Source organism: Halanaerobiales bacterium (assembly GCA_035270125.1).
GTDB lineage: Bacteria > Bacillota > Halanaerobiia > Halanaerobiales > DATFIM01 > DATFIM01.
Genome location: DATFIM010000128.1, coordinates 1 through 17,924, shown reverse-complemented (window position 1 = coordinate 17,924; position 17,924 = coordinate 1). Strand labels below are relative to the sequence as shown.

Genomic DNA, 17,924 nt, shown 5'->3' with positions numbered 1-17,924 from the left:
AGGAGTGATTTTAATGAAAATGTCTAAATATTATTTACCAACTTTAAAAGAAACACCTGCTGAGGCAGAAGTTACCAGTCATAAACTTATGTTACGAGCAGGAATGATCAGAAAATTGAGTGCAGGAGTGTATTCTTATTTACCACTTGCATTTAGAGTTTTAAAGAAAATTGAAGATATTACTAGAGAAAAAATGGATGAAAGTGGTGCTCAAGAAGTATTAATGCCTGTTATGCAAACATCAGATATTTGGAAAGAATCTGAAAGATGGGATAGATTTGGACCAATAATGGTTAAGTTTCGTGATAGAAAAGACAGAGAATATTGTTTGGGACCAACACATGAAGAAGCAGTTACCTCTATGGTTAGGGATGAGGTAAGATCATATAAAGATCTGCCCTTTAATTTATACCAAATTCAAACAAAAACTAGAGATGAAATCAGACCTCGTTTTGGTTTATTAAGAACGAGAGAATTTATTATGAAAGACGCCTACTCCTTTGATAAAGATTATGAAGGCTTAGATGAAAGTTATCAAACAATGTATGATACATATGAAAAAGTTTTTTCTAGCTGTGGTTTAGAAACTAGAGTTGTAGAAGCAGATACAGGTGCTATGGGTGGAAAAGATTCACATGAATTTATGGTTTTGGCTGAATCAGGTGAAGATGATATAGCATTTTGTACTGAATGCGAATATGCTGCTAATGTTGAAAGGGCAAAAAATTATTTTGAAGAAAATAACGAACTTGAAAATATTGAAATGAAAGAAATTGAAGAAAAGAAAACGCCTGAAGTTACTACCATTGATCAATTAGCAGATTTTTTAGATACTAAATCAGATAAAATGATTAAATCAATTGCAATTAAAGCAGATGGAGAACCAGTTTTAGCACTTTTAAGAGGTAATGATCAATTAAATGAAATTAAATTACAAAATTATTTAGATGCCAATCAATTGGAAAAAGTTGAAGAAGATGAATTTGAAGAATTATATGATAGTACAGCAGGATTTATTGGCCCAGTTGGTATTGAAGATGTTAAAATTATTGCAGATCAAAAAATAAAAAATGTAGTAAATGGTGTAGTTGGGGCAAATAAAGTTGATTTCCATTTAATAAATGTAAATCCTGGTAGAGATTTTGAAGTTGATGCTTATACTGATTTAAGAACAGTTGAACCTGGAGATAAATGTCCTCACTGTCAGGGTGAACTTGAAATAAAGTCTGGAATTGAAGTTGGTCATATTTTCAAATTAGGAACCAAATATAGTGAATCTATGAATGCAACTTATTTGGATGAAAATGGTAAAGAACAACCTATTGTTATGGGAAGTTATGGTATTGGTATTTCTAGATTGCTTGCAGCTGCAATTGAACAGGGCCATGATGACCAGGGAATAATTTGGCCAAAACCAATTGCTCCTTTTGATATTGAAATTCTGGTATTAGGTGGAAGTGAAGAATTAGAAAAAGAATCTGAAAAACTATATAATAATCTAAAGGATGAAGGTTTTGATGTATTATTAGATGATAGAGAAGAAAGAGCCGGGGTTAAGTTTAATGATGCTGATCTAATTGGAATGCCTTTAAGAATTGTTATTGGATCTCGTTCACTTGATAAAGGAGTAGTTGAAGTAAGAGAAAGAGAAACAGGAAAAGACCATGAATTTTCTTTAGATAATGCAGTAGCTAAAATAAGTGAACTTTATAGTAATATTTAATTAAATATAAAATTTTCATAAGTATCATTGATTAACAGAGGTTTAGGAGGACTTTTAGATGATTAAAGTTATCAAACCCGAAAATTCTTTTGGAGAAAAATTAAAATATATTATTGTAGATAGTGATAAAAAAGAATGTAAGCTGATATCATATAAAAAAAATGAAGATTTAATAAAAATTAGAAATAAATTTGAAAGTCGATTACCGGATTTTAATCTTACTATTTGGGATCCTCTTTCCCCTGAAAAAGAAATTGACTTTGTTTGGCCTCAAATAATAAAAGAAACAAAAGAAAAACATCCGATAATAAGCAGCTGGTTACAAAAGGCTGAATTGAAATATAAAGAAAAATCTAAAAGTCATCTGGATATAATATTTGAATCTAAAATTGCCTTAAAAAAAGCTAAAAATAATATGAAATTCACTAAATTCTTGGAGAATAGACTTAATTATTATTTAGATAAAAAAATAGAGTTGGCTTTTCATAACGGTGATTTTTTAGAAGAGATAGATGAGAAAAAAATAAAAAAAGTAAAACCTAAAAAACAAAAGAAAACCAGCTTTAATAATAAAAAAGTAAAAAATAATAAGACTAATGACTCTAACAAAAGTATTAATAATATAATTTACGGCAGGAAAATAGCTGAAAATATTACTCATAATTTGAATGAAATCAAAAGTGAAAGAAAAAAAGCGGTAGTTTCCGGTCAAATATTTGATATTGATCAATTTACTACTCGCAATAATAACCTTTTATTTGTTATTTCTATTACGGATACAACTGATTCATTAACTTTAAAATTATTTGTCAATGATGAAAGTAAATTCAAAGGAGAATTAAAAGAGGGAAAGTGGATAAAAGTTAGAGGCCCTATAAAATATGATACTTATAGTAATGAGTTAAGTCTTATGGCAAACGATATCATGGAATTTAAACCACAACTTAAAACAGATGATGCTCAAGAAAAAAGAGTAGAGCTTCATCTCCATACTCAAATGAGTGCTATGGACTCAGTTGTTAATGTTGAAGAAGTAATTAAAAGAGCTGGAGAATGGGGTCATGAATCTTTAGCAATAACAGATCATGGTGTTGTTCAGGCTTTTCCAGATGCCTATCAGGCAGGAAAGGATCATGGAGTAAAAATATTATATGGCTTAGAAGCCTATATGGTTGATGATGGTGAACCTCTAATTTTAAATGCTCCAGATAAAAAAATAGATGAAACTACATTTGTAGTTTTTGATTTGGAAACTACAGGTCTCAGTCCTAAAAATAATGAAATTATTGAAATTGGAGCAGTGAAAATAAAAAATAATGAAATTATAGACCGTTATCAATCATTTGTAAAACCTGATAATAAAATTCCTAGCAAAATAACTGATTTAACAGGTATAAATGATAATATGGTGGCAGATGCAGAAAAAATAGATAAGGTTTTGGATGATTTTGTTAATTTCATTGGTGATTCTGTATTAGTTGCTCACAATGCTGACTTTGATTACTCTTTTTTACAATCAGCATTTTTAAAAACAAACAGACCGGAAGCAGAATACCCAGTTCTTGATACCCTTGCTTTAAGTAGAGCACTATTAAGTGGTATTAAAAATCACAAATTAAATACTTTAGCTAAATATTTTAATGTAAATCTAGAAAATCATCATAGGGCTGATGATGATGCAGAGGCTACTGCTGAAATTTTAATAAACTTTTTAGAAATGTTAAAAAAGAAAAATTATAAGAAATTAGAAGATATTAATAAATTAAGTAGTGAAATTAGCTGGCGGGAGTTACCAACTTATCATACCATAATTTTAGCTAAAAACTCTAAAGGATTAAAAGATCTTTATAAATTAGTTTCTAATTCTCATATTAACCATTTTTATAGAAAACCTAGAATTTTGAAAAGTGAATTAATACAATATCGGGAAAATTTGCTTATTAGTTCAGCCTGTGAATCAGGACAACTGTACAAAGCGTATATGCAAAATAAATCTGAAAAAGAAATTGAAAAAATCGCTTCTTTTTATGATTATTTTGAAATACAACCATTAGGAAATAATAAATTTATGATAGGTGAACAACTTGAATCAGAAGAAGAATTAAAAGAAATAAATAAAAAAATATATAATTTAGGAAAAAAATTAAATAAAAAGGTTGTAGCTACAGCAGATGTTCATTTTTTAAATGAAGAAGATAAGATATTTAGAGAAATATTACAATTAGGTCAAAAATTTGATGATGCTGATCAACAACCACCACTTTATTATCGAACGACAAATGAAATGTTAGAAGAATTTTCTTATTTAGGTGAAAAAGTTGCTAAAGAAGTTGTAATAAATAATCCAAAAGAAATAGCTGATCAGATAGAAGAAATGAAACCTATCCCTGAAGGTTTGTTTACACCTAAAATTGAAGGCTCAGAAAAACAAATTAGAGAAATGAGTTATAATCGAGCATATACTATGTATGGTGAAAATCTTCCTGATTTAGTAGTTGATCGTCTGGAAAAAGAATTGAAATCTATTATAGATAATGGTTATTCAGTAATTTATTTAATATCACACAAATTAGTAAAAAAATCTTTAGAAGATGGATATTTAGTTGGGTCTAGAGGTTCGGTAGGTTCGTCATTAGTAGCAACTATGTGTGATATCACTGAAGTTAATCCACTACCTCCTCATTATAGATGCCCAGAATGTAGTAGATCAGAATTCTTTACAGAGGAAAAAGTGGGAGTTGGAGTTGATTTACCTGATAAAAAATGTCCAGAATGTGGGACTGAATATATAAAAGATGGTTTTGATATTCCTTTTGAAGTTTTTATGGGATTTAAAGGAGATAAAGTTCCTGATATTGATCTTAACTTTTCTGGAGAATATCAATCTAAAATTCATAAAGAAACTGAAAAATTATTTGGAGAAGAATATGTATATAGAGCAGGTACTATATCTACAATTGCTGATAGAACTGCCTTTGGCTTTGTTAAAGGTTATATAGATGAAAAAGATTTAAATTTACGAAAAGCAGAAGTAAATAGATTGGTTGATGGTTGTACTGGTGTTAGAAGAACTACCGGTCAACATCCCGGTGGTTTAATGGTAGTACCTAAAAATATGGATATTCATGATTTTACTCCAATCCAACATCCAGCAAATGATCAGGAAACGGATGTTTTAACTACCCACTTTGATTATCATTCAATAAGTGGGAGAATTTTAAAATTGGATTTATTAGGTCATGATGATCCGACTTCTTTAAGAATGCTACAGGATATTACAGGGATTGAACCCAAAAGTATTCCAATAGATGACCCAGAAACTATGAGTATATTTTCTAAAAATGAAGCATTAGGAGTTACAGAAGAAGAAATTGGGACCAAAGTAGGAACATTAGGTATACCGGAGTTTGGGACGAGTTTTGTAAGGCAAATGTTGGTTGATACCAAACCAACAACTTTTGCTGAACTTGTAAGAATCAGTGGACTTTCTCACGGTACTGATGTCTGGCTTAATAATGCCCAGGATTTAATTAAAAATGATACTGCAGAACTTTCTGAAGTTATATCTGTAAGAGATGATATAATGAATTATTTGCTCCAAAAAGGTATAGAGCCTTCTAAAGCTTTCTGGATAATGGAACATGTTAGAAAAGGTAAAGGTTTATCTGAGGAAGAAGAAAAAGCAATGAGAGATAATAATGTTCCTGATTGGTATATTAAGTCTTGTAAAACAATAAAGTATATGTTTCCTAAAGCACATGCTGCTGCTTATGTAATGATGGCTTTTAGAATTGCTTATTTTAAAGTTCATCACCCAAAAGCTTTTTATAAAACATATTTTTCCATTAAGGCTGGAGATTTTGATGCGGAAATGGTAAGTCAGGGATTTGATTATATTCAGAGGAAAATGGAAGAATTAGAAAACAAGGGCAATGATAAAACTCAAAAAGAAAAAGGAACATTATCAGTTTTAGAAATAGTTATTGAAGCTATGCAAAGAGGGGTTGAGTTTAAAAATGTAGATCTTTATGAATCTGCTGCTTATGAGTTCAAATTACAGGAAGGAAAACTTTTACCTCCCTTAATTAGTCTTCAGGGATTGGGTAATAGTGCAGCAGAAAGTATAGTTGAAAGTAGAAATAATAGAGAATATAAATCTGTTGAAGACCTTGTCAATAGATCAAGTGTTACTAAAACAGTTGTCGAAGTTTTAACAGACCATGGTTGTTTAGATGACTTACCTGAAAAAAATCAGCTTTCATTATGGTAAACTTGCAAGATAAGGTACACTATGGTAAAATAATAGAGGATGTTATATAGGATATTGTACTGTAGAGAGTGGGTTTTTACCCACTCTTTCAATATATAAAATGATTTTGTCACAGGTCTTTTTTTAAGAATATGTTTGTATGAAAGGAGCTATTTAATGAGTAGGGTAGTTGATATTGTAAAAGAATTAGCTGAACCATTAGTTAAAACTGAAGGTTTAAACTTAGTGGATGTTGATTATCAAAAAGAAGGATCAGATTGGATTTTAAGAGTTTTTATAGAAAATTTAGATGGTGAGTTGACTTTAAAAAATTGTGAAGATATTAGTAAACTTTTAAGTGCTGAATTAGATAGAAAAGACCCTATAGATAAACAGTATATTCTTGAGGTTTCATCTCCAGGAATAGAAAGACCTTTAGTTGATAAAGAAGATTTTTTAAGGTTTAAAGGTGAATTAATAGAAGTTAATACTTATGCTCCAATAGATGATAAAAAAGAATTTAGAGGTGAATTGATTAATTTTGAGGATAATAAAGTAATAATAGATGATAAAAAAGGAGTGATTGAAATTCCCTTTAATAAAATTGCTCATGCGAATTTAACTTTTGATTTTTAGGAAAACTGCAAAAAAGATTTATTGTTATTTGTAAAATGAGGAGGAGTTGATAAATGAATTTAGAATTCATTAATGCCCTTGATGAAATTGAAAAAGACAAGGGTATTTCAAAAGAAGTTCTATTAGAGGCAATTGAAAGTGCACTACTTTCTGCATATAAAAAAGATTTTGGCTCTAAAGAAAATGTACGTGTTGAGTTAGATAGTGATCAGGGTGAAGTCAAAGTTTATTCTCGTAAAAAAGTAGTTGAAGAGGTAGAAAATGAAAACTTTGAAATACCTCTAGAAAAAGCTAAAGAAAAAGATCCAAATTATGAAGTTGGAGATATTTTGGAAAAAGAGGTTACTCCTGATAATTTTGGAAGAATTGCAGCTCAAACTGCTAAACAGGTAGTTATGCAAAGAATTAGAGAAGCAGAAAGGGATGTAATTTATGATCATTATAAAAGAAAAGAAGGAGAATTAATAACGGGAACCATCCAGCGTTTTCATTATGATAATATTTTAATTGATATGGGTAAAACTGAAGCAATTTTGCCTCCTCCGGAACAAATTCCAGGAGAAGTTTATGAAAAAGGCAAAAGAATTAAATTATATATTGCTGAAGTTAGTACTACAACTAAAGGCCCACGTATTCTTGTTTCAAGAACACATCCCAGTTTATTAAAAAGACTTTTTGAATTAGAAGTACCTGAAATTTTTGATGGTACTGTAGAAATTAAAGCAGTAGCCAGAGAAGCTGGCTATAGATCTAAAATGGCTGTAACTTCTGATGAGGAAAATGTTGATCCAGTAGGGGCCTGTGTTGGACCTAAAGGTATGAGAGTTCAGGCGGTAGTTGATCAATTAAATGGTGAAAAAATTGATATTATAAAATGGAATGATGACCCTGCTGAATTAATTGCTAATGCTTTAAATCCTGCTGAAGTATTAAAAGTAATAACAGATGATGAAGCACAGGAAGCAAAAGTGATTGTACCGGATTTCCAGCTATCATTAGCAATAGGGAAAGAAGGACAGAATGCCAGGTTAGCAGCTAAATTAACTGGTTGGAAAGTTGATATTAAAAAAGAGTCTGAATATGTTTTTGATGATGAAGAAACAGATTCTGAAGTTGAAGAAATAGATAATTCTGAAGAAGAATTATAGTTCTTGTTGGCTTATTATAAATAATTTAATCTAACAGGAGGTTTTAGATAATTGAGAGAGACGCCAATTAGACAGTGTGTAGGTTGTGGTGCTAGAAGAGATAAAGTTGAATTATTAAGAGTGGTAAATAATAAAAATGAAATTTTAGTTGATCCTCGCGGGAATCTTCCCGGTAGAGGAGCGTATTTATGTCCAAATCAGGAATGTCTTGATAAAGCCTGGGAAAACGGAAAATTGAGTAAAGCTTTAAAAACAGACTTATCTGATGAACTTTATCAGAAATTAGTGGAGGAGATAAATAATGAGTGATTGATTAAATACGGAGGTGTTATTAATGGGTAAGATTAGAGTTTATAAATTAGCTGATGAATTGGAAATGGAAAGTAAAGAGTTAGTTAATGCTTTACAGGAATTAGGTATTGAAATTTCCAGTCATATGAGTACAGTTGAAGAAGAAACAGCAGATTTAATACGTGATATGTATAGTGAAGATAGTGAAAAAAGCAAGGAAGACATTGATATAGAAAGTAAAGAAGAAATTGTAACAAGTCAGGCAGAAGAAAGTAAAAAAGTTGAGGAAAGTGAAAAAAGTGATAAAACTGTTGTTGTTACTCCTCTTACAGTAAAAGAGTTTGCTGAAGAAATAGATTATCCAGCAAATAAATTAATAAAAAAATTAATAGGTCTTGGAGTAATGGCAAATGTTAACCATTCACTTGATAAAGAGTCATTAGAATTATTAACAGATGAATTAAATATTGATATTGAAATAATTTCTGAAGAAGAGATGGAAGAAGAGGAAGAAGATCAACCAGAAAGAGTGGGTCCTGAAATTGAAGACAAACCTGAAGATCTAGAATTAAGGCCGCCTATTGTAACTGTTATGGGACATGTTGATCATGGAAAAACAACTCTTCTTGATATGATTAGAAAAACAAGAGTGACAGAAAGTGAAGCAGGGGGAATAACTCAACATATTGGTGCATATCAGGTAAATATAGATAATAAAAATATTACCTTTATAGATACTCCCGGTCATGAAGCATTTACAGCTATGAGAGCAAGAGGAGCAAAAGTTACTGATATTGCAATTTTGGTAGTCGCCGCTGATGATGGTATTATGCCTCAAACTGTTGAAGCAATAAACCATGCTCAGGCCGCAGATGTACCAATAATTGTAGCTATTAACAAAATTGATAAAGCTAATGCTCAACCTGATAGAGTTAAACAGGAGTTGACTGAACATCAATTGGTTCCTGAAGAATGGGGCGGAGATACCATTTGTGTTGAATTATCTGCCCTAAAAGGAGAAAATATTGACGAACTATTAGAAATGATCCTTCTCTTATCAGAAATGGAAGAAATCAAATCTAATCCTAATCGCCCCGGTGAAGGTGTAGTTGTAGAAGCTGAGTTAGATAAAGGAAGAGGACCAGTAGCTACTGTTTTAATAAAAAATGGTAGTATGGAAGTTGGAGATTCTCTATTAGCTGGAGTAACGAGTGGTAGAATAAGGGCTATGCTTGATGAAACTGGTAAACGTATTGAAAAAGCTGGGCCATCTACTCCAGTTGAAATATTAGGTTTTTCTGATGTGCCTTCTGCTGGTGATTTTGTTCAGGTATTAAAAAATACCAAAAAAGCAAGAAATATAGCTGAAGATCGCCGTGAAGAACAGCATCAAAGAGAAATTCACCAGGAATCTAAGGTAAGCTTAGAAGATCTTTATGATCAAATTCAGGAAGGTGAAGTAAAAGAATTAAATGTAATTATTAAAGCTGATGTACAGGGTTCTATTGAAGCTTTAAAAGAATCTCTTATCAAACTTTCCACTGATGAAGTTACTGTAAATGTAATTCATACTGGGGTTGGAGCAGTAAATGAAACTGATGTTAACCTTGCAAGTGCATCAAATGCTATTATTATAGGGTTTAATGTAAGACCAGGTACAGCAGTGGAAAATCTTGCTGATAAGGAAAGTGTAGAAATCAGAACTTACCGGGTTATCTATAAGGCAATCGAAGAAATCAAAGATGCTATGGCCGGCTTATTAGATCCTGAATTAAAAGAAGTAACAGCAGGACGAGCTGAAGTTCGTGATACATTTAAAGTACCTGATATAGGTATTATTGCAGGTGTATATGTTAAAAATGGAGAAATTAATAGAAATTATAAAGTTCGATTAGTAAGAGATGGAGTAGTTATCCACGAAGGGGATATCAGTTCATTAAAAAGATTTAAAGATGATGTTAGAGAAGTAAAAGAAGGATATGAGTGTGGTGTAGGTATCGAAGGCTATAATGATATCAAAGTTGGAGATATTTTGGAGATTTATTATTATAAAGAAATTAAACGCACTCTCTAGAGGTGAATATAAATGAGTGGACAAAGAGAAAGAAAAGTTGCAGAGTTTTTAAAAGAAGAGGTAAGCCAGATTATAAGAAGAGAAGTAAAAGATCCAAGAATTGGCTTTGTTTCTATAACTGATGTAGAAGTTTCTGGAGATCTACGTCATGCAAAAGTTTTTGTTAGTGTTTATGGTGATGAAACTGAAAAAGAAGAAACAATGGCTGGTTTAGAAAAAGCTACTGGTTTTATCAGAAAACTGGTAGGAGAAAGAATTACAACTTACCATACTCCAAAAATTATTTTTAGATATGATGACTCAATAGAACATGGAGTATATATATCTAATTTAATAAAAGAGGTAAGAGAAGAAGATACAGATAATAATAACAGTTCAAATCTAGAAAATAACGATGAGTAAAAGAGAGGAATAATTAATAATGGATTTAAATTCAATAGCAAAATTGATTAAAAAAAGAGATGATTTTCTACTAATAGGTCATATTGATTTTGATGCTGATTGTATTGGCTCACTTTTTGGTTTAAAGTGGATTTTAGATAAACTTAATAAAAACTCACTTGTATTATTAGCTGAAGATATTAAAGATTATGACTTTCTTGATATAAGAGAAAATGACTATCAATTTTTTGATGAATTTAAATTTCAAAAAGATAAAAAATATAATATTATTGCTCTTGATTCTGGAGATGCTGATCGATTAGCTCAGGGGAAGAATTATCTGGATTCTTTCCCTGTTTTTAATATTGATCATCATGAAGATAATACTAATTTTGCTGATTATAATTATGTTAATCCTCAAAAAGCAGCAGCAGCTCTTATTGTTTATGATTTAGCAAATATTTTGCAAATAGATGTTGACCTAAGAATAGGAGAAGCTCTTATAACAGGTATAATTGGTGATACAGGTTCTTTTAGATATAGTAATACTAATATTGATGTATTAGAAGTAACTACTGAACTTATGAAAAAAGGTGTAAACCTTTATAAAATTAATAGAATGCTTTATAGTAGAAATTCTTATAAATCTGTATTATTTAAGGGGCTTGCACTATCAACTATAAAAAGAAGTGAAGATGGTAAAATAGCTTGGCTTACAGCATCTAAAGATAGTTTTGATGAAGCCGGTATGGATGAAATTGATTCTATGAGTATTGTAAATTATGCTCGGGATATAAAAAATGTAGAAGTTGGAATCTCTTTTACTGAAAAAGAAAATGAAATAAAAGTAAGTTTTCGATCTAATGAATATTGTAAAGTAAATGAAATTGCATCTAAATTTTCAGGAGGAGGTCATCCCAGAGCTGCAGGGTGTACAATAAAAGGAGAGTTAGATGAAGTAAAGGATATGGTAATAAAAGAGGTGCAAAAACATGTATAAAAGAAGTGGTATAATAAATTTATTAAAACCACCTGGAGTCAGCTCTTTTAAAGCCATAGGTAGAGTTAAGAAAATATTAAATCATCCTAAAGCAGGACATACAGGAACTCTGGATCCTAGGGCCTGTGGTGTTTTGCCAATTTGTTTTGGTAGGGCAACAAAAGTAATACCTTATTTACCCGAAGATGATAAAGAATATATAGCTGAAATTACTTTAGGAAAAACAACTGATACTCTTGATAGTGAAGGAACAGTTTTATCTGAAAGTGATAAATGGTTAGATTTATCTTTAACTGAAATTAAAGAAGCAATAAACAAAATTTCAGAAAAAAAAGAACAGCTTCCTCCTATGTATTCAGCTGTAAAAAAAGATGGTAAAAGATTATATAAAATAGCACGGCAGGGAAAAAAGGTAAAAAGGAAAGCAAGAAAAATAAATATCAAAAATGCAAAAATTACAGCAATTAATTTACCAAAGATAAGAATAAAAATTAAATGCAGTAAAGGAACTTATATAAGATCATTTGCTCGTGATTTAGGGGATGAACTGAATTGTGGGGCTTATCTTACTTTTTTAATTAGATCTAAATCAGGGCCATTTTTATTAAAAAATACATATACTTATAAAATGATTGAAAAAGAAATAGCTGATAATTCAGATGATTTTTTACTACCGATGGACCAACCTTTAGATTATCCCAAATTAACTTTAAAAAAGACAGCATATAAAAAAGCTATAAATGGTGCTGTTCTTGATTTTGATGATTTTGTAGATGATAATAGTATTATTGAAAATTATGAAAATGTTTTAATTTATAGCAATCAGAATGAATTTATTTCTATAAATGAAGTAAAAAAATCTAAAGAAAAAGCTAAGGCTCTTAGAGTTTTTCTAATTAAATCTAGATAAATAGGATGATTTTTGATGGAAGTAATAAAAAGTAATTTATTTTCTAAATATCATAATAAACCTACAGTGGTTGCTATTGGTTCTTTTGATGGTTTACATAAAGGACATCAAAAAATAATTAATGAAACTATCGAAATAGCCAAAAATAGAGATATGGAAAGTGGAGTTTTTTCATTTTTTCCTCATCCATTAGAAATTGTAGCCCCTGAAAAATCGCCTTCTTTTTTAATTTCAAGAAGACAAAAAATAAAAATATTAGAAAAATTAGGGTTAGATTACTATTTTGAACAAAAATTCACTAAAGATTTTTCTAATTTAACTTTTAAAGAATTTATATATGGAATTTTGATAAAAAAGATAGGTGTTAAACATATAGTTGTTGGTTCAGACTTCAAATTTGGAAAAAATCAAACAGGCAATACCAAAAAATTAAAAAATTTGGATGATATTTATAATATAGAAACAACTATTATACCAGTTATAAAAAAAGAAGCAAGCAAAATATCCAGTACCTATATTAGAAAATTAATAAAAGAAGGAAAAGTAAATGAAGTTACTAAATATTTAGGAAGAAATTATAAATTAGAAGGTAAGGTTGTAACAGGTGAAGGAAGAGGAAGAAAACTAGGTATACCAACTGCTAATTTAAGTTTAACTACTGATTATGTTTTACCTCCAAAGGGAGTTTATGCGGCAGTTGCTCATCATAAAAATGAAACTTATAAAGCCGTAGTTAATTTTGGAGAGAAACCTACCTTTACAAATAATGATTATACAATAGAAGTCCATATTTTAGATCTTGATAAAGATTTATATGATGAAATTCTAGAAGTTGAATTATATGAATTTATAAGAGAAGAAAAAGGATTTTCTAATAAAGATGATTTGATTTCTCAAATCAAAACAGATATTCTTTACACAAGAAATATTTTATGTTAAACTATAAGAAGTGTTACTATGCTGCCATATGCTAGGATTTCGTTTCTCCAGCGGTTTCGTGGCTTATGGTGAATAAAAATACAGGGAGGTGAAGTTTTATGTTAAGTAAAGAAGAAAAACAAGAAATTATAGAAGAGTACCAGAGAGAAGAAGGAGATACAGGTTCTTCTGAGGTGCAAATTGCTCTATTAACTGCCCGTATTTCAGAATTGACAGATCATCTTAAAGAACATCAAAATGATCATCACTCAAGAAGAGGGCTTTTAAAAATGGTTGGTAAAAGAAAGAAATTATTAAGATATCTTAAAAACAATGATGTTGAAAGATATCGTAATTTAATAAAGAAATTAGATATACGTGGATAAAAAATTAGTAGGGCGGGTTATTCCCGCTCTATAAATGTATTTAGTGTAAAATTATAATAAGGAGGATTTATATGGTTAAAAATTGGAATTATGATCTCGCAGGACGAGAATTTACCTTTGAGACTGGTAAATTAGCAAAACAGGCTAATGGATCAGTTATGGTTAGATATGGTGATTCTGTAGTTTTAGTTACAGCAACCATGTCAAAACCAAGAGAAGGCATTGATTATCTGCCACTAATGGTTAATTATGAAGAAAGAGTATATGCAATTGGAAAAATACCAGGAAGTATTACCAGGAGAGAGGGGCGTCCCAGGGACAGTGCAACTTTAAATGCACGTTTGATTGATAGACCACTTAGACCACTTTTTCCAGAAGGTTTTAGACATGATATTCAGGTTATTGCTACTGTTTTATCAGTAGATGATGATTGTGAACCTGATATTTTAGCAATGAATGGTGCATCTGCTGCCCTTACTTTATCTGATATACCTTTTGCTGGTCCTATTGCTGGAGTAAAAGTAGGTTTGGTTGATGGAGAATTAGTGATCAATCCTAAAGAAGAAGAACAGGAAAATAGTGATCTAGAATTAACAATCGCTGGTACAGATGATGCAGTTCTTATGGTAGAAGCTGGAGCAAATGAAGTTAGTGAAGAAAAAATGGTAGAAGCTATTGAATTGGCTCATAAAGAAATAAAAAAATTAGTTAAGCTACAAAAACAAATGCGTGAAGAAGCCGGCAAAGAAAAATATAATTTTCAAAAAGAAGAACTAGATCAGTCAATTTACACTGAAGTAAAAAATTATGCAAAAGATAAAATGGATAAAGCAGTTAGAACCAAAGACAAGAAAACACGTGAAAATAATGTTGATTCTGTAAAAGAAGAAACTAAAGAATATTTTGAGGAAAAATATAAAGATAATAATGAGTTAGAAAACATCCTATCTCATGTTTCAAGATCTTTGGAAAAAATACTAAAAAATTCAATTAGATCTTTGATAGTTAATGAAAATATTCGACCTGATGGGAGAAAAACAGATGAGATAAGACCTATCTGGTGTGAGGTTGGTATACTACCTAGAGCACATGGAACTGGGGTATTTACACGAGGTCAAACTCAGGCAATGAGTGTTGCCACTCTCGGTGCTTCCAGTGATGAACAGGTATTATTTGGTCTTGGGGAAGAAGAAACAAAACGTTATATGCATCATTATAATTTCCCACCATATAGTGTAGGTGAAACCAATCCACTTCGTTCACCTGGTAGAAGAGAGATAGGGCATGGTACTCTTGGAGAAAAAGCTCTGAGACCTATGTTACCATCAGAAAAAGATTTTCCTTATACTCTTAGAGTCGTTTCTGAAGTTCTTGAATCTAATGGTTCTACATCTCAGGCAAGTATTTGTGGAAGTTCCTTAGCATTAATGGATGCAGGTGTTCCTCTCAAGAAATCTGTAGCTGGAATAGCCATGGGACTATTGAAAGAAAATGATGAAATTAGAATTTTATCTGATATTCAGGGACTTGAAGATCATTATGGAGATATGGATTTCAAAGTTGCTGGAACTAAAGATGGTATTACAGCATTACAGATGGATATAAAGATCAAAGGAATTTCAGTTGATATTATGAAAAAGGCATTAGCTCAAGCAAAAGAAGGAAGACTTCATATCTTAAGTAAGATGAATGAAGTTTTAGCTGAGCCTCGCCAGGAATTATCTGAATATGCTCCATCTATGATTTCTATGAAAATAGATCCTGATAAAATTGGATCTGTAATTGGACCAGGTGGTAAAACTATCAATAAAATTATTGATGAAACTGATGCCAAAATTGATATTGAAGATGATGGCTCAATCAATATTCTTGCTGATGATCAGGAAAATGGTGAAAAAGCAAGAGAAATGATAGAAGAATTAACTAAGGATGTTGAAGTTGGAGAAATTTATGAAGGAAAAGTAAAAAGAGTTGTTAATTTTGGAGCTTTTGTTGAGATATTACCTGGTAAAGAAGGACTTGTTCATATTTCTGAACTTGCAGATTATCATGTGAAAAAAGTTGAAGATATTCTTAAAGTTGGAGATACAGTCCCTGTAAAAGTAATAGAAATTGATAATCAGGATAGAATTAATCTTTCAAGAAAAGAAGCTTTAGAAGATGAAGATAATTAAGATTAATTTTAAAACTGAATTTTATTTAAAAAACATAAACTAGGTCATACTAGTTTATGTTTTTTTGTTATTAAATAGTTTATCTAATGAGGTGATTTGATGAGAATTGGTAAGCATGTATCAATTTCTGGAGGTCTTGATAAAGCAGTAATTAGAGCTAAAGAGATAAATTGTAATACTCTACAGATATTTGTAAAAAATCCAAGAGGCTGGAAACTCAGAAAAATAAGCGAAGAAGAGATAAATAAAACTAAAGATAATATTAAAAATATGGGTATGAACCCATTAGTAGTTCATAGTTCTTATTTGATAAATTTGGCTAGTCCTAAAAAAAAATTATGGGAAAAATCGTTGAATGTTTTAATAAAAGAATATATTCGTGCAAGTAAAATTGGTGCTCAATATCTTGTTTTACATCCTGGAAATCATACAGGTAGTGGAATAAAAAATGGAATAAAAAAATTATATGAAGGATTAAACAAATTATTAGAGGAAACCAATGATAATGGTCCGATGATCTTATTAGAAAATGTTGCTGGTGCTGGAACTGCTATTGGGTCGAAATTCGAGGAACTTTATGATATAATTACTGGTGTGAATAATAATGATAAAATAGGAGTTTGTTTTGATACATGTCATGCTTTTGCAGCAGGATATAATATAAAAAACAAGAAATATTTAAATAAAGCCTTAGATGATTTTGATAAAAAAATTGGGTTAAATAAACTGAAAATAATTCATATAAATGATTCTAAACATGAATGTTCATCAAAAAAAGATGAACATGCTCATATTGGTGAAGGCAAAATTGGGAAAGATGGATTTGAATTGATAATCAATCATAATTTACTAAAAGATATTCCTTTTATTCTTGAAACTCCTCAATTTGAGGGAAAAGATAAAGATGTAGAGATATTATGGGATCTTAAGAATTAATAGGAGGATATTGTGAATATTAATGATTTTATAAATAGTGAAGTAAAAAAATTAATAAAAAATGATATAGAAGAAGCAGAAGAAAATGAAATATTTATTATCGGAGATATTGATAGTGAAAGTAATAAAATTACTAGCTATGAATTAAAAGCAAGAGGAAACAAAAATATGACTCCTGCTTTAACAAATGAGGTCAGGCCGGGTCAAGTATTAATACATAACCATCCATCAGGCGACCTTAGACCTTCTGCTGCAGATATTAGAATAGCTTCACGTCTTGGTCAAAATGGCATAGGTTTTGCTATAATAGATAATGAAGTAAAGGAAATATATGTTGTAGTTGAACCCAAAATACCTGAAAAAGAAAAAAAACTTTCTAAAGAGAAAATAATTGATATTTTTTCTGAAAACGGAGAATTAGCATCTGTTTTAAATGACTATGAATATAGAGATGAACAAATTAAAGTTGTGGAAAAAGTAATAGAAATATTTAATAATTATGGTCAATCATTTATTGAAGCTGGAACAGGTACTGGAAAATCTTTTGCCTATTTAATACCAGCTTTATTTTGGGCTAATTACAATAATGAAAAAATTGTTATTTCTACTAATACTATTAATTTACAGGAACAATTAATAAATAAGGATCTAATTACTTTAAAAAAAATATTACCTTTTTCATTTAAAAGTGTTTTAGTTAAAGGTCGTTCTAATTATATATGTTTAAGAAAACTAAAAAGATTTAAAGATAAGTCCAAAGATTTATTAAAAGATGACAAGGAAAAACAGATGGAGTTAAGTAGAATTATAAATTGGGTTGAAGATACTGAAAGTGGGAGTAGATCTGAAGCAAACTTTGTGATTGATAGAGAAATATGGAGTGAAATTTCTTCAGAAGGAGATCTTTGTTTAGGGACAAATTGTCCATTTTTTTCTGAATGTTTTTTTATGCAGGCCAGAAAAGAAGTTTATTCAGCTGATCTTTTAGTAGTTAATCATCACCTTTTATTAGCAGATGCCAGATTGAAATATGATTTAAATGATGAGAGTGGTGTTTTACCTCCTTATAAAAATTTGATTATTGATGAAGCTCATAAT

General features: G+C 30.2%; 14 protein-coding genes. All 14 read left to right on the top strand.

Going from position 1 to position 17,924, the window contains the following annotated elements:
• Positions 1-13 precede the first annotated feature (13 nt).
• Positions 14-1,723, top strand: a complete 1,710-nt coding sequence (locus VJ881_06700) for a proline--tRNA ligase (protein HKL75740.1) — start codon at positions 14-16, stop codon at positions 1,721-1,723.
• A gap of 58 nt (positions 1,724-1,781) precedes the next feature.
• A complete protein-coding gene (locus tag VJ881_06695) occupies positions 1,782-5,993 on the top strand; it encodes a PolC-type DNA polymerase III (GenBank protein ID HKL75739.1) in 4,212 nt (1,403 codons plus the stop codon).
• A gap of 156 nt (positions 5,994-6,149) precedes the next feature.
• Positions 6,150-6,608 (top strand): ribosome maturation factor RimP, encoded by a 459-nt coding sequence (gene rimP / locus VJ881_06690; protein HKL75738.1) that lies wholly within the window; start codon positions 6,150-6,152, stop codon positions 6,606-6,608.
• Positions 6,609-6,661: 53 nt separating this feature from the next.
• A complete protein-coding gene (gene nusA / locus VJ881_06685; GenBank protein HKL75737.1) occupies positions 6,662-7,756 on the top strand; it encodes a transcription termination factor NusA in 1,095 nt (364 codons plus the stop codon).
• Positions 7,757-7,807: 51 nt separating this feature from the next.
• Positions 7,808-8,065: a YlxR family protein gene (locus VJ881_06680; protein HKL75736.1), complete on the top strand. Its 258-nt coding sequence runs from the start codon at positions 7,808-7,810 to the stop codon at positions 8,063-8,065.
• 25 nt (positions 8,066-8,090) lie between these two features.
• On the top strand, positions 8,091-10,121 hold the full coding sequence (gene infB / locus VJ881_06675) for a translation initiation factor IF-2 (GenBank protein HKL75735.1): 2,031 nt from the start codon (positions 8,091-8,093) through the stop codon (positions 10,119-10,121).
• A 12-nt stretch (positions 10,122-10,133) separates the two neighbouring features.
• Positions 10,134-10,523, top strand: coding sequence for a 30S ribosome-binding factor RbfA (gene rbfA / locus VJ881_06670; GenBank protein ID HKL75734.1), 390 nt, complete (start codon positions 10,134-10,136; stop codon positions 10,521-10,523).
• Between the two features lie 19 nt (positions 10,524-10,542).
• The gene (locus VJ881_06665; GenBank protein ID HKL75733.1) at positions 10,543-11,502 is read left to right on the top strand and encodes a bifunctional oligoribonuclease/PAP phosphatase NrnA; all 960 of its coding nucleotides are present in this window, start codon (positions 10,543-10,545) and stop codon (positions 11,500-11,502) included.
• Positions 11,495-12,412, top strand: a complete 918-nt coding sequence (gene truB, locus VJ881_06660; GenBank protein HKL75732.1) for a tRNA pseudouridine(55) synthase TruB — start codon at positions 11,495-11,497, stop codon at positions 12,410-12,412. Before VJ881_06665 ends, truB begins: the two co-directional genes overlap by 8 nt.
• 15 nt (positions 12,413-12,427) lie before the next feature.
• Complete coding sequence (locus VJ881_06655) at positions 12,428-13,351, top strand: bifunctional riboflavin kinase/FAD synthetase (protein ID HKL75731.1); 924 nt, start codon at positions 12,428-12,430, stop codon at positions 13,349-13,351.
• Positions 13,352-13,449: 98 nt separating this feature from the next.
• Positions 13,450-13,716 carry a 30S ribosomal protein S15 gene (gene rpsO, locus VJ881_06650; protein ID HKL75730.1) on the top strand — a complete coding sequence of 89 codons (267 nt, stop codon included), beginning with the start codon at positions 13,450-13,452 and terminating at the stop codon, positions 13,714-13,716.
• 71 nt (positions 13,717-13,787) lie between these two features.
• A complete protein-coding gene (gene pnp, locus VJ881_06645) occupies positions 13,788-15,890 on the top strand; it encodes a polyribonucleotide nucleotidyltransferase (GenBank protein HKL75729.1) in 2,103 nt (700 codons plus the stop codon).
• Between the two features lie 99 nt (positions 15,891-15,989).
• Complete coding sequence (locus tag VJ881_06640) at positions 15,990-16,826, top strand: deoxyribonuclease IV (protein ID HKL75728.1); 837 nt, start codon at positions 15,990-15,992, stop codon at positions 16,824-16,826.
• A 12-nt stretch (positions 16,827-16,838) separates the two neighbouring features.
• On the top strand, positions 16,839-17,924 hold a 1,086-nt coding region (locus VJ881_06635; protein HKL75727.1), incomplete at its 3' end, for a JAB domain-containing protein.